This is a genomic window from Neisseria perflava (genome assembly GCF_024170405.1).
Classification (GTDB): Bacteria; Pseudomonadota; Gammaproteobacteria; order Burkholderiales; family Neisseriaceae; genus Neisseria; species Neisseria perflava_B.
The window spans coordinates 13,490-27,186 of the sequence record NZ_JALJYC010000014.1 but is presented as its reverse complement, the minus strand read 5'-3'; the positions used below and the strand labels follow the sequence as shown (position 1 = coordinate 27,186).

The window sequence follows — 13,697 nt, the reverse complement described above, 5'->3', positions numbered from 1 at the left end:
CACGGCGGACTGGGATAAAACGAAGAAACGCTATTTTGCATACATTTCAAGAGCGGTAAAACAAAGGCCGTCTGAAAACCCCAACGGCTTTCAGACGGCCTCAAGCCTCAAATTATCCGCGCATTACGCTTCCATTTGTTTGGCTTGGATGGCGGTCAGGGCGATGGTGTACACGATGTCGTCCACCAAAGCGCCGCGAGACAGGTCGTTGACCGGTTTGCGCAGGCCTTGCAACATCGGGCCGACGCTCAATACGTTGGCGTTGCGCTGTACCGCTTTGTAGGTACAGTTGCCGGTATTCAAATCCGGGAACACCATCACAGTGGCTTGACCGGCGACGGGGCTGTTCGGCGCTTTGGATTTGGCTACGCTCGGCACGGTGGCGGCATCGTATTGCAACGGGCCATCAATCGCCAAATCAGGGCGTTTTTCCTGCGCGATTTTGGTGGCTTCAACCACAACATCCACATCCGGGCCGCTGCCTGAACCCAAAGTCGAATAAGAAATCATCGCCACTTTCGGGTCGATACCGAAGGCTTTGGCAGAATCGGCGGTTTGGATGGCGATGTCGGCCAACTGCGCGGCATCGGGATTCGGGTTAACGGCGCAGTCGGCGAAAGCAACCACTTGGTTGGGCAGCAACATGAAGAACACGCTGGATACCAAGCTCGCACCCGGGGCGGTTTTAATCAGCTGCAAGGCCGGACGGATGGTGTTGGCGGTGGTGTGAACCGCGCCGGATACCAAGCCGTCCACATCGTTTTGCGCCATCATCATAGTGCCCAAAACCACGGTATCTTTCAACTGCTCACGCGCCTGCTCGGGCGTCAGGCCTTTGGATTTGCGCAGCTCGCACATCGGCGCAACGTATTGGTCCACCAAAGAAGCGGGATCGATGATTTCCAGAGAATCCGGCAGATTGATGTGGCGCTCTTTGGCCACGGCTTCCACTTCGGCACGCGGCGCCAGCAAGACGCAGCGGACAATGCCTTTTTCATGGCAAATCGCAGCGGCCTGCACGGTACGCGGCTCTGCGCCTTCCGGCAACACAATGCGTTTGTCGGCATTGCGGGCGGTTTCAATCATGTTGTAACGGAATTGCGCCGGGGACAGGCGGCTGTGCGGGCGGTTGACCAATTCGTCGGTGTTGCGCAAATCAGCGGTCGAACCGAAGAAAGTCAGGCCGGTCTGCTCGGCCACGGCTTCGCCGACACCGGCTTCGGCGTTGTCCAAAGTGAAACCGGCCAATACGCCCGGCGCGGTAATATAAGCCTGTTTGGACAAGTTTAATTTATTTACCATATAGGCAATGTCGTTGTCGCAGGTGTAAGCCGCCAACACCACCGCCGCGTCTAAAGACAGCGCCAGCTCGACGTTTTTGGTGGCCAAAAACAGTTTTTCCGGCTCGGGGCGGATGCCTTCCACCACCAGATTGTCCGCGTTCAGCGCGGCAACCTGACCGACCACCTGGTCAAACCAGTCATCGCCTTTGCCTTGCGCAATCAGGCGCTCGGCATTGCCGTTTTCATCCAAAGCGCGGAAAGTCTGCGCATTCAGGGCTTTGGCAACCGCTTGGGTCACGGCTGCGCTGTCGGTATCGGTAGATACCGGAACAATCAATACATTTGCCATATCGTCATATCCTTATCAGTTGATTTTTTAAGAATTTTAGATTTTTCACCTCTCGGCACCGCCTCGAAAGCAGGGGCAGCTTATTTTCTCCGAGCAGGGCTATTCTAGCATTTTCATCTGCCAAAGCAATGCTTTGCGCCTGTTATGCAAAATGCCCAACCTGCACCAACGGCTTGAGCCGGTAAATACCGCTACCTACCGCCGTATTTTTAACATCGTTAGTTTATACATGAAAAGGCCGTCTGAAAAGGGCGGACTCATCATCAACCCGCTTTTTTCAGACGGCCTTTGCGCTAAATCATTAATAGATTATTTAATCACCCATCGCCGCCAGCAGCTCGGCCTGATGTTCGGCAATCAGCGCATTGGTTAATTCTTCCAAATCGCCGTCCATAATAAAATCCAGCTTGTGCAGGGTTAAATTGATACGGTGGTCGGTGACGCGGCCTTGCGGGTAATTGTAGGTGCGGATGCGCTCGCTACGGTCGCCGCTGCCGATAAGCGATTTGCGTTCGGCCGCTTCTTTGGCCTGCGCTTCGCGTTTTTGCGCATCGTTCAAACGCGCCGCCAATACCTTCATCGCCTGCGCTTTGTTGGCGTGCTGGCTGCGGCCGTCCTGACATTCCACCACCATGCCAGTCGGCAGGTGGGTAATGCGCACGGCGGAATCGGTTTTGTTGATGTGCTGGCCGCCCGCACCGGAGGCGCGGAAGGTGTCGATACGCAAATCGGCAGCGTTCAACTCGATGTCTTCCAATTCGTCCGCTTCCGGCATTACGGCGACGGTGCAAGCCGAAGTATGGATACGCCCCTGGCTTTCGGTGGCCGGGACACGCTGCACACGGTGGCCGCCTGATTCGAATTTCAGACGGCTATATGCGCCGAGGCCGACAATGCGGGCGATAACTTCCTTATACCCGCCCAGCTCGCTCTCGTTGGCCGACACGATTTCCACCTGCCAGCGGTTGCGCTCGGCATAGCGGCTGTACATGCGCAGCAAATCACCGGCAAACAGCGCCGCTTCGTCGCCACCCGTACCCGCGCGCACCTCGATAAAAATGTTTTTATCGTCGTCGGCATCTTTGGGCAGCAGCAGCTTTTGCAGCTCGGTATCCAGCGTGTCGATTTTGGTTTTGGCCGCTTCGATTTCCTCGGCGGCAAAATCTTTCATTTCCGGATCGTGCAGCATTCCTTCGGCGTCGGCCAAATCGCTCTGCGCCAAGATGTATTGCTGGAACACCTCTACCACCGGCGTCAGCTCGGCATGTTCGCGCGTGAGCTTGCGGTAGTTGTCCATATCCTCGGTGGCTTCGGGCTGTCCGAGCAGGTGCGTGACCTCTTCCAAGCGGTCGGCAAGTTGTTGTAATTTTTCTAAAATTGAGGGTTTCATAAAGTTTCCACAAGAAAGGCCGTCTGAAAAATAAGGCAATACGCTACCCTTCGCGTAAGCGGACAGGCATAACACTTTTCAGACGGCATTGATGGGCGCTATTATAAAGGTTTTTTCAGGGTCTGTTGACATTTCAGCCGCAAAGCAGATTTGCGAGTAAAAAAGTGCGGATACAAGGCGAAATTGCTCGCAAGGTTGAACACCTTGCGAGCAATTTCAACGCAGCAGCCATATTTTTTTGCCGAAAAGATGGCGCGTGATGAAATGTCAACAGATCCTATAATTCAAAAAGATAAGCGCAAGCGGCTAAACCGCTGCCAGTAAGCGGTTGACATTGTCTTCCATCTGCCGCGCCACTTCTGCAACCGTTATCCCGCGCAAATCCGCCACGATTCCGGCAATTTTGCGCACATTGGCGGGGGTATTGACCGTATTGCCCAGCATAAACGGGCTGTCGGTTTCCAAGACGATTTTGTCCAAAGGCAAAGCGGCGGCGGCAAGGCGGACTTTTTTGGCTGTGGGATTGAGCAGCAGCGAGCCGATACCGATGTAGAAACCGCAGCGTATCAGCGATTCGGCTTCTTCTATGCTGCCGGAAAAGGCGTGCGCAATGCCGCCGCCAGTGAACTTTTGCTGTTTCACCGCTGCGACGATTTGCTGCGTCGCGCGTAAATTGTGCACAATCACGCGCCGTTGCAGCTTTTGCGCGATGGCGAGCTGGCGGGCAAACACGGCAATCTGCCATTCGCGCTGCGCTTGGGTTTGGTTTTTGTTGTAAAAATCCAAGCCGGTTTCGCCCAGCCAGATTTGCGGATAGCGGTGCAACAGTGTTTCAAGTTCGGCAAAATCCTGCTCCGCCGCTTCTTGCGCATACCACGGATGAATGCCGATGGCGCAATGGACAGCCGCATTTTCAGACGGCCTTTGTTGCATTAAACCAATCGCCTGCTGCCAATCGCCGCGCTGCGTAGCCGGTACGATAAAGCGCCGCACGCCCTGCGCCGCCGCCTCTTGCACAATACGCGGCAAGTCGGCTTGCAAGGCCGGGTCGGTCAGGTGGCAATGGGTGTCGGTCAGGCGGATTTCCTCCATTACGCCAACCCGTTCTCCGCCAATTTTTGCTGTATCTCGGCGGCCGTCCAACCGTTGGAAACTGCCAGCGTCAATAAGGCGGTAGCGGTTTCCAAATTGCATTTACCGCCGTTGATGACACCCGCCTGCCGCAAGGCGCTGCCCTGAGCATACACCGCCGCCGCGCAACCCTGCATCACTTGGCTGATGTTGAGCAGCAGGCCGCCGCGAGCAGTAAAGGCTTGCACGGCGGCGATAAATTCAGGCGTATTCGGCGCGTTGCCGTGGCCGTAGCTTTGCAAAATCACAGCTTGGGCGGCCGTATGCGCAAGGCCGTCTGAAAGGTTTTGCGTGCTGAAACCAGGAATCAGGGTATGGCAGACGACTTTGGCTTGCGGGTTTAGCGGCAATGTTTGCAAACCTTGCGTTTCGACTCTGATTTGCGGACGCGGTGCGATGTGCTGCCAACCTGCTGCCGCGTTCCATTCGGCGATGGCGCCGGAATGCGGATTGGCAAAACCGGCGGCAGTTTCGGTGCTGACTTTGCGGCTGCCGACGGCGGGAAACAGCATGCCGTTAAAGGCAACCGCCACTTCTTGCAAACCAAGCTCAAATGCGGCTACGGCGGTGGCCAAGTTTAGCGGCGCGTCGCTGTTTGCCGCGTCATACGGCCATTGCGAACCGGTCAATATCACCGGTTTGTCCAAGCCCTGCAAAGCCAAAGCCAGCAGATTGACGGTGTAGGCCAACGTATCGGTGCCGTGCAAAATCAGAATACCGTCGTAATGCGGGATTTTTTCAGTAAGGACAGCCAGCCAGTCGCACCAGTTTTGCAGGGTAACGGCGGAGGAATCAATCAGCGGTTGGCAGATGTGCCAGTCGAAATCGAGGCGGTCGGCAAACGGTTGCAGCGCTTTGCCCGCCAGCGCGGTATCGGGGCGCAGGCCGTCGCTGCTTTGGCTCATGCCTATGGTACCGCCGGTGTAGAGAACGAAGATTTTTTGTTTCATGATGAGTCGGAAGAAAACGGATAAGGGAAAAGGCCGTCTGAAACAGTACTGTCAGTCTGCTTTCAGACGGCCTTATATCGAATTAATCTTTGGCCGATTGCGCTTTTTCGGCTTTTTTGGCGGCGGCTTTTTCCACCCGCGCCGCTTTGCGCTGGGCGCGTAATTCACGCAAACGCTCGTGGTAAAAACGGATACGCTGGTGTTTGCGCCACCAAAACCAAATCAATACCGCCGCGCCGATGCCGATGGCGACAAACAGGCCGGATTGGAATTGGTGCACCTTCTGCATCAGCCAATCGGTATTTTTCGCACCGTATTCGCCCAAATAAATCCAAATCGGCACGGAAATCAGCGAAGCCAAGCCGTCCATCAAGACAAAGCGCAAGTAAGAAACTTTGCGGCTGATACCGGCGGTAATGTAAATCGGCGTGCGCAAACCGGGCAGGAAACGGGCGACAAACAACACCCAGTTGCCGTATTTATCAAATTTTTCCTGCACTTGCGCATAGCGCTTGGGCGTCATCACGCGGGCAATCGGGCGGAAATTGAGGATTTTGTGCCCCCAAATGCGTCCGGCAACAAACATCAGGCCGTCGCCGGCCAATACGCCGAGCATGCCGACCACCACCATGACATGAACATTGGTATAACCGAGGCCGGAAATGACGCCGCCGGTTACCAGCGTAATGTCCTCCGGAATCGGCACGCCGAAACCGCACGCCACCAACACGAGAAATACGGCGGCGTAACCGTATTGGACGAAAAAGGCTTCCAAAAATGCATACATCGGCAGGCGTTCCAGAATAAGATAACGAATATGCCGCCTGATTTTTCAGACGGCCTTTAAATATTGATACAACGGTATTTTACCAACAGATAAGGCCGTCTGAAAGCATAACAAGACCGAATCAGCAAATATTCGTCATTGTTTTGCCCATAAACAAAAAAGCGGACTGAAACAGTCCGCTTTTTCTCAGATTCAGACGATACGGCTTATTTTTTCGCACCGGTAATGGCGGCGGCAATGCGTTCCGCGCCTTTTTTCGCCCAGTCGGACTGCTTGGCTTCCACCATCACGCGCACCACCGGCTCGGTGCCCGAAGCACGCAAGACCACGCGGCCTTTGCCTTCCAGCTCTTTTTCCACTTCGGCCAATACCTCTTTGGAGGCTTCCTGCCAGTTTTGGCCTTTTTGGATGCGCACGTTAATCATGGTTTGCGGGAACGGCTGCCAGTCGGCGCACACGGTCGCCAAATCCTGACCCAATACCTGCAAAGCGGCCAATACCTGCAAAGCGGAGATAATGCCGTCGCCGGTATTGTGTTTATCCATGCACAAAATATGGCCGCTGGCTTCGCCGCCAATCAGCCAGCCGCGCTGGTGCAACTGTTCCAACACATAGCGGTCACCGACTTTGGCGCGGCAAAAAGCTACGCCCTGCTCTTTGAGTGCGATTTCCATCGCCATATTGGTCATGACTGTACCGACCACGCCGCCGATTTGAATGCCTTCGTGCGCACGCGCTTTGGCAATCACATAAATCAGGTTGTCGCCGTCATACACTTTGCCGTTGCGATCGACCATCATCAGGCGGTCGCCGTCGCCGTCAAGCGCGATACCGTAATCAGCTTCGTTTTGCAACACCGCCGCTTGCAGCGCTTTCGGATGGGTCGCGCCGCATTTTTCATTGATGTTGTAGCCGTTGGGCTCATCGCCGATGGTCACGACACTCGCGCCGAGTTCGTGGAACACTTTCGGCGCAACGGCATAGCCTGCGCCGTTGGCGGTATCCACCACCAATTTCAAACCGCGCAAGTCCAGATGGGCGGGGAAAGTAGATTTGCAAAACTCGATATAGCGGTCGTCCGAACCGTTGATGCGGCGGGCGCGCCCCAAGCGGTCAGACGGCTGGGTTTTCATTTCTTCGTCGATTTTGGCTTCGATTTCCAGCTCGATTTCGTCCGACAATTTAACGCCGCCTTCGGCGAAGAATTTAATGCCGTTGTCGGAATAGACATTGTGCGAGGCGGAAATCATCACGCCGGCCGAAAGGCGCAGCGCTTTGGTCAGATAAGCCACGCCCGGTGTCGGCAGCGGGCCGGTCTGCACCACGTTTACACCCGCAGCGGTAAAACCGGCCACCAGCGCCGCTTCCAGCATATAGCCGGAAATACGCGTGTCTTTGCCGATTAACACGGTCGGGCGCTGCTCCGCGTCATGCTGCACCAATACTTGCCCGGCGGCATAGCCCAGTTTCAACACAAAATCCGGGGTAATCGGGAATTGCCCCACTTCGCCGCGCACGCCGTCGGTGCCGAAATATTTTTTAGCCATAATCAAATGCTCCGTTTGGATACTGTTGGGCAGCATGATAACAGGATTTATCTGCGGTCAATCCGGCTGCTGCCAAACGTGTTTAAATGCCGTCTGAAAGGCGGTCTTTCAGACGGCATGGAATCAATATTTTCTTTAAGCGACTCGGTTTAACAAGCCTGTTTTCGCCAGCAGCGACAAGGCGCAACGGCTGCGGAACAAAGCGCACAACACCTTTACCTGACGGCGTTGGTTGAATTTGCTCGGATAATCCGCCAACTTGAAATCGTATCCGGCTTCGTTTAAGCGGGCAAACAGGGTTTTGCGGTCGGTACGGGTTTTCAGCATATTCACGATATAGATAAACACAAACGAATCGCGGATTTCGCGCAAACGCTTCTGCACCGCTGCGGGCGCGGGCGTGGCTGCCAAACGGTTGTAACTGCGCACGGCCAAGCCGATGTCGTCTAAGAATTGGCGGTTCTGCTCGGGATTGCGCCCCGCACGCATGGCCGAATCGGGGTTATCCACATAATCGTAAATTTTTTGGTTGCTGACAAAAACCTGTTGGGTTCTCAAAATGTAATCCAACAGAAAAACGCCATCTTCCAAATATTTCATGCCTTCGGTAAAACGCAGTTTAGGCTCTTCCATCAGGCTGCGGCGGTACACATACGCCCACACATACGACATGAATGGAAAATCGGTAATAAACTCATCGCGCGTAAAAACTTTATCGCCTGCCGGATATTTTTCATTGCAACCGAAATGCATCAAATCGGCACCGCTTTGTACAAACTGCCGCCACAATCCGGCAAATTTCGCCGCGTCGATATTGTCGTCATGATCCATAAACATGGCATAATCGCCCGTGGCTACTGCCAAAGCAGTATTGCGCGCACGGCTGACGCCGCCGTTTGCAGTATCAATGATTTTATACGTCAAGCCCGATTGGTCGTGTTCTGCCAAAAATTGCCGCAATTTTTCAGAACTGTCGTCAGTCGAACCGTCATTCACAAAGATAAATTCAACGCCCTCAACCGCTTGATGGAAGTCAAGGATATTTTGTCCCAAACCGTCGATAAAACGGCTGCCGTTATAAATCGGGACAATAAAAGACAAGTTCATTTTTTTTCCTATTGTTATCATCATCGCATAGCTGCCATTTTCTATTCTGTTTACCGTGGGGCAGCCCATGCCTTTACGCTTCGGCCGGCAGTCCCAGAATCTGCCGTAAACCGCCGCAAACGCAGTTAGGCTGTTTGACCCGGAGAAGCCGGTTTGGTTTCCCTTTTACGGAAGAAAAATGTTAAGCAAATGACAATACTGAAAAATATTTAGAGCAGATACTTAAATTTATATTACAAATAAATTGCAAATAGATTGCAATTTGCATAATAACAAATATTTCGGAACTTACCTAGGGGCTGTTGACAGCGAAGCGGTGTCATCCGCGAAGCAGATTTTCGAGTGAAAAAATGCGGATGTAAGGCAAAAAGCGCAGCAAGGTTGGACACCTTGCAAGCATTTTTAACGCAGCAGACGCGTTTTTTTTGCCGAAAAGATGCCGCGTGATGAAATGTCAACAGACCCTAATATCCGCTCGTATTATCCCCTTGTTCATATTCTCATTTAAGACAATGGCCGTCTGAAAACCCAAGCAGTTGCTGGTTTTCAGACGGCCAAAGCCTATGGCAAGGCATTAATTTTCAAACACGCCCAACGCCTGCCATACTTTTACCGCGTCCGCCGTGGCTTTCACATCATGCACGCGAATCACTTGCGCACCGCGTGCCACGGAAGCCAAGGCTGCGGCCACGCTGCCGAACACCCGTTCAGACGGCGTATCCACACCGGTCAGCTCGCCAATCATGCGTTTGCGCGATACGCCGATAAGGAAGGGCAGGCCGGTATCAGCCATCAGTTCGCCCAAGTGCTGCATCAGCAGGATGTTGTGTTGCAGCGTTTTGCCGAAACCGAAACCGGGGTCGAGTGTCAGGCGCTGTTTGTCAATGCCCGCCGCTTCGCATGCTTTCACGCGCTCGTTCAGATAACGCGTCACTTCGCCGACCACGTCTTGATAGCTGGGGTTGTCCTGCATGGTTTCGGGCAAACCCTGCATGTGCATGACGCAAATCCCGGCTTGAGGGTAACGCGCCAACAGTTCCACCGCGCCTTCATCGCTCAAACCGGCCACGTCGTTGATGATGTCGGTACAGCCCTGCGCCAGCGCTTTTTCCATCACAACCGTGCGGCGCGTATCCAAACTGACGGGCACGTTCCATTTGCCGATTTCCGCCAATACCGGCTCGACACGCGCCCACTCCGCTTCGGGCGACACGAAATCCGAACCCGGGCGGGTGGATTCGCCGCCGATGTCGAGGATGTCGGCGCCGTCTTTCAATAATTGCTCGGCATGGTTTAAGGCCGTCTGAATATCGTGCGAATACGTACCGCCGTCGGAAAACGAGTCGGGGGTAATGTTCACGATACCCATGATTTTCGGCTCGCTCAAATCAATTTGAAAACGGCCGGCCTGCCAAACGGGGGAATGGTTCATTTTATCTCCTGTATGATTGTTCATATCTTAAAAAACAGCTTGATTATAGCGTTTACCGGTGGCTTTGTGCGCCTTCGTATTCCGTATTCAGACGGCCTGCCTTACCGATTGGCATGATTGTCAACAATTCCGCTTTATGCCACAATAATCCGTCTGTTTGTCTATTCCCGCCCAGCAAAGGAGCACCATGTACCAACACGTCGAATTTTATCCGGGCGACCCGATTTTGAGTCTGGTCGAAGTCTATAACAACGATGCGCGTGCCGAAAAAGTCAACCTCGGTATCGGCATTTATTTTGATGAAAACGGCAAAATGCCGGTGTTGGATTCCGTGCACCAAGTCGAAACCGCGCTGGCTGCCGAGCCGCACCTCAGCCCGTATCTGCCGATGGAAGGCTATGCGCCCTACCGCGCAGCGGTGCAGCATTTATTATTCGGCGCAGACAATCCGCTGTTGAAAGAAGGCCGTATCGCCACCATCCAAACCCTCGGCGGCTCGGGCGCTTTGAAAGTCGGCGCAGATTTCTTACACCGCTGGTTTCCCGAAACCAAAGCCTATGTCAGCGACCCGACTTGGGACAACCACCGCAGCATTTTTGAAGGCGCGGGTTTTGAAGTCGGCACTTATCCCTATTACGACCCAGCCACCGTCGGCGTAAAATTCGATGAGATGACGGCGTTTTTCAACAGCCTGCCGCAAAACAGCGTGCTGATTTTACACCCCTGCTGCCACAACCCGACCGGCGTGGATTTGTCGCCCGAGCAATGGGATGAAGTTTTAACCATTATCCAAACGCGGGGGCTGATTCCGTTTATGGACATCGCCTACCAAGGCTTCGGCGGCGATTTGGACAGCGATGCCTACGCCATCCGCAAAGCCGCCGCAATGGGCTTGCCACTGTTTGTCAGCAACTCATTCTCCAAAAACCTGTCGCTCTACGGCGAGCGCGTCGGCGGCTTGAGCGCGGTGTGCCCGAATAAAGAAGAAGCGGATATCGTATTCGGCCAGATGAAATTTACCGTGCGCCGCATTTATTCCAGTCCGCCCGCCCACGGCGCTTTTCTCGCCGACGGCGTGATGAACGACAGCGCGCATTTTGCCTTGTGGACAAGCGAAGTCTATGCCATGCGCGACCGTATCCGCGCCATGCGGCAACGTCTGCACGAAGTGTTGGCCGCCAAGATTCCGAACAAAAATTTCGACTACTTCATCAAGCAGCGCGGCATGTTCAGCTACACCGGTCTGACCGTGGCGCAAGTACACCGCCTGCGCAATGAATTTGCCGTGTATCTGCTCGATTCCGGCCGCATGTGTGTAGCGGGATTGAATCCGTCCAACATCGAATACGTTGCCAATGCGTTTGCCGAAGTGTTGAAATAACCGGATTTGCTTCGCGCAAAGTAAAAGGCCGTCTGAATATTTTTCAGACGGCCTTTTCAAATATGGCGCACCCAACAGGGATCGAACCTGTGGCCTCCAGCTTCGGAAACTGACGCTCTTCCAACTGAGCTATGGGTGCGTAAGGGCGTAAGGTTAACGTATTTCGCCGATTTTGGCAAAGTTTATCTGGCAAGTGCGGGAAAGGCCACACCGCCGCCGATTTACCCGCATGACAAATACTTTATTGATTACAACATATTACACCCGACAATTGAGGCAAGATGACAGTTTTTTCACAGATTTTCAGCCGCAATGATTGGAAAGCCCCTGTAAATTCAGTATAATCCAGCAAAATATTGTTAACTACGATTAACAAACTCAATACCTATAACCAAAGCACAACCCAACCTAACGGCGAGGCCTACCAAAATGAAACAACTCAGTAACAACAAAGCCCAAGGCTCGGCATTGTTCACCCTTGTGAGCGGTATCGTTATTTTGCTCGCAGTCGTTTTCTTCCTGATTAAACTGGCCGGCAGCAGCTCCTTCAGCGATGTTGCCGAAACCACCGAATCCGCCACCCAAACCCGTATCCAGCCGACCGGCCAGCTCACTTTGGGCGACGGCACGCCGGTTGGCGAGCGTACCGGCGAACAAATCTTCAAAAAAATCTGTATCCAATGTCACGCGGCAGACAGCGTTGTCCCCAATGCGCCAAAATTTGAACACGCCAGCGACTGGGCGCCGCGCATTGCCAAAGGTTTCGACACCCTGTTCCAACACGCTTTAAACGGCTTTAACGCCATGCCGGCAAAAGGCGGCGCCGCCGATCTGACCGACGATGAACTCAAACGCGCCATTGCTTTTATGGCCAACAGCGCAGGCGGTAACTTTGAAGCCCCTGCTGTCGGTGCTGCGCCTGCCGAAGGTGCTGCTTCTGACGCCGCCGCTTCCGGCGCAACTCCTGCCGCCGATAACGCCGCTGCACCGGCTGCTGCCGCTCCTGCAACGGAAACCGCGGCCGCCGCACCCGCTGCCGGTAAAGGAAAAGAAGTGTACGACAGCCTGTGTATGGCCTGCCACGGCGCCGGTGTAGCCGGTGCACCAAAAACAGGTGATGCTGCCGATTGGAAAGCGCGTATCACCCAAGGTAAAGATACTGTCCACAAGCATGCAATCGAAGGCTTTACCGGCAAAACCGGCATGATGCCGGCCAAAGGCGGCAACACCAGCCTGAGCGACGCCGATGTTATGGCTGCCGTGGATTACATGGTGAACCAATCCGGCGGTAAATTCTAAACATTTACCCCCTCCCTCAAAAAAAAGCGCACCATTTGGTGCGCTTTTTGCTTTATTGCCTTGTCCTCAGAAAAGAACAAGGCCGTCTGAAAACCTTATGCCAAACTGCTGATTACCCCGTTTGCCCCAGCCGCTGCCGCCAGTTTATACAGCACCTCCTGCGGCATATCGTTGTGCCACAAGCGGGTAATATTGGCCATCACAGGCAGGCGCGTTTCAATGCGCACGCGCACGATGGCGTCCACATCCAAACGGTAGGCGTGTTCCGGCTCGAAACTGAGTGTGCCGGCCTCGCCCAAGATGATATGGCGGTTGCCGCCCAGCGCGATGTGTTCCGCTGCGACCAGCCAATCATCAACGCGGTGGTGCTTGTCTTTGCACAACACCACCGGCGTATTCAAACGGCCTACTTCGTCTTGCAGGGCGCGGTTGCTCATCTGTTCGCCGCCGAGATACAGAATATCGGCCTCCGCCGCCAACGCCGCTTCAATTTGGCGCACGTCGCGGATACGCACCAACACCGGTTTGCCCGCTGCGTGCAAGCGCGTCAGCTCGGTTTTCATGCTGCTAATCTGCGCTTTTTCGCTGCTGGTATCGACGGCGGCATACGGGCGTACCGACAGGAAAAACGGATCGAGAAACACCGCGTCGGCCTTATCCGCCTTTTGCGGCAAAGTGGTAATATCCAGCATTTTTTCGCCGCCGAAAGCCACGCCGCGCACCTGTATCACGCTGTCTTGCGGCTGTGTTTCGCGGCTGATGATTTTCCAATCGTTCAACACCCGCACCACGCGTTCCACCTCGGGCAGGTTTTCCAAATCATTCGGACAGAACACGCGCTCGTCGCCGACCGCGCCGATAATCGTGCGTTCTTCGCCGCGCGAAATATGTTCTTGCAAACCCTTACTGCGGATGGTTTCAACCACCCGCGCCACCGCTGCTTTTGTTGCCTGCTTGCGCATGATAATAATCATGGCGACACTCCTTGATTGCTGAATTTCCGTATGCGGCCATATTAGCACACAGGCCGTCTGAAAAGCC

At 54.2% G+C, this 13,697-nt stretch carries 11 protein-coding genes and 1 tRNA gene; 2 read left to right on the top strand and 10 right to left on the bottom strand.

All coding sequences use genetic code 11. From position 1 onward, the window contains the following. Window positions 1-123 precede the first annotated feature (123 nt). From pta to folP, 8 genes are all read right to left on the bottom strand, one after another. Complete coding sequence (pta, locus tag J2T37_RS06445) at window positions 124-1,632, bottom strand: phosphate acetyltransferase (RefSeq protein WP_253354667.1); 1,509 nt, start codon at window positions 1,630-1,632, stop codon at window positions 124-126. A 313-nt stretch (window positions 1,633-1,945) separates the two neighbouring features. Further along, window positions 1,946-3,022 carry a peptide chain release factor 1 gene (prfA, locus tag J2T37_RS06440; protein WP_253354665.1) on the bottom strand — a complete coding sequence of 359 codons (1,077 nt, stop codon included), beginning with the start codon at window positions 3,020-3,022 and terminating at the stop codon, window positions 1,946-1,948. 306 nt (window positions 3,023-3,328) lie between these two features. Then, on the bottom strand, window positions 3,329-4,105 hold the full coding sequence (locus tag J2T37_RS06435) for a TatD family hydrolase (protein ID WP_253354728.1): 777 nt from the start codon (window positions 4,103-4,105) through the stop codon (window positions 3,329-3,331). 8 nt (window positions 4,106-4,113) lie between these two features. Further along, window positions 4,114-5,103 carry an asparaginase gene (locus J2T37_RS06430; protein WP_253354663.1) on the bottom strand — a complete coding sequence of 330 codons (990 nt, stop codon included), beginning with the start codon at window positions 5,101-5,103 and terminating at the stop codon, window positions 4,114-4,116. Between the two features lie 82 nt (window positions 5,104-5,185). Further along, the gene (locus tag J2T37_RS06425) at window positions 5,186-5,890 is read right to left on the bottom strand and encodes a DedA family protein (protein WP_253354661.1); all 705 of its coding nucleotides are present in this window, start codon (window positions 5,888-5,890) and stop codon (window positions 5,186-5,188) included. Between the two features lie 206 nt (window positions 5,891-6,096). Continuing rightward, entirely contained in the window at window positions 6,097-7,437 is a 1,341-nt protein-coding gene (glmM, locus tag J2T37_RS06420) for a phosphoglucosamine mutase (protein ID WP_253354659.1), read from the bottom strand. Window positions 7,438-7,572: 135 nt separating this feature from the next. Next, entirely contained in the window at window positions 7,573-8,544 is a 972-nt protein-coding gene (locus J2T37_RS06415; RefSeq protein ID WP_253354657.1) for a glycosyltransferase, read from the bottom strand. Window positions 8,545-9,118: 574 nt separating this feature from the next. Continuing rightward, window positions 9,119-9,976 (bottom strand): dihydropteroate synthase, encoded by an 858-nt coding sequence (gene folP, locus J2T37_RS06410; protein WP_253354655.1) that lies wholly within the window; start codon window positions 9,974-9,976, stop codon window positions 9,119-9,121. 187 nt (window positions 9,977-10,163) lie between these two features. Here folP and J2T37_RS06405 point away from each other — a divergent pair, with 187 nt between their 5' ends. Beyond that, a complete protein-coding gene (locus J2T37_RS06405; RefSeq protein WP_253354653.1) occupies window positions 10,164-11,357 on the top strand; it encodes an aromatic amino acid transaminase in 1,194 nt (397 codons plus the stop codon). Window positions 11,358-11,420: 63 nt separating this feature from the next. On the opposite strand, the gene J2T37_RS06400 is transcribed toward J2T37_RS06405, so the two are convergent. Next, a tRNA-Arg gene (locus J2T37_RS06400) sits at window positions 11,421-11,496 on the bottom strand. 290 nt (window positions 11,497-11,786) lie between these two features. Between J2T37_RS06400 and J2T37_RS06395 the strand changes: the two genes are divergently transcribed. Next, on the top strand, window positions 11,787-12,656 hold the full coding sequence (locus J2T37_RS06395) for a c-type cytochrome (protein WP_253354652.1): 870 nt from the start codon (window positions 11,787-11,789) through the stop codon (window positions 12,654-12,656). Window positions 12,657-12,751: 95 nt separating this feature from the next. Here the strand turns inward: J2T37_RS06395 and J2T37_RS06390 are convergent, their stop codons facing one another. Further along, complete coding sequence (locus tag J2T37_RS06390) at window positions 12,752-13,630, bottom strand: chorismate mutase (protein WP_253354651.1); 879 nt, start codon at window positions 13,628-13,630, stop codon at window positions 12,752-12,754. Window positions 13,631-13,697: the final 67 nt, after the last annotated feature.

Bases quoted from the DNA above. Each gene is read 5' to 3' on its own strand.
- J2T37_RS06405 (WP_253354653.1), top strand. From the start codon at position 10,164: ATGTACCAACACGTCGAATTTTATCCGGGCGACCCGATTTTGAGTCTG.
- prfA (WP_253354665.1), bottom strand. From the start codon at position 3,022: ATGAAACCCTCAATTTTAGAAAAATTACAACAACTTGCCGACCGCTTG.
- J2T37_RS06395 (WP_253354652.1), top strand. From the start codon at position 11,787: ATGAAACAACTCAGTAACAACAAAGCCCAAGGCTCGGCATTGTTCACC.
- J2T37_RS06430 (WP_253354663.1), bottom strand. From the start codon at position 5,103: ATGAAACAAAAAATCTTCGTTCTCTACACCGGCGGTACCATAGGCATG.
- pta (WP_253354667.1), bottom strand. From the start codon at position 1,632: ATGGCAAATGTATTGATTGTTCCGGTATCTACCGATACCGACAGCGCA.
- J2T37_RS06390 (WP_253354651.1), bottom strand. From the start codon at position 13,630: ATGATTATTATCATGCGCAAGCAGGCAACAAAAGCAGCGGTGGCGCGG.
- J2T37_RS06415 (WP_253354657.1), bottom strand. From the start codon at position 8,544: ATGAACTTGTCTTTTATTGTCCCGATTTATAACGGCAGCCGTTTTATC.
- folP (WP_253354655.1), bottom strand. From the start codon at position 9,976: ATGAACCATTCCCCCGTTTGGCAGGCCGGCCGTTTTCAAATTGATTTG.
- glmM (WP_253354659.1), bottom strand. From the start codon at position 7,437: ATGGCTAAAAAATATTTCGGCACCGACGGCGTGCGCGGCGAAGTGGGG.
- J2T37_RS06425 (WP_253354661.1), bottom strand. From the start codon at position 5,890: ATGTATGCATTTTTGGAAGCCTTTTTCGTCCAATACGGTTACGCCGCC.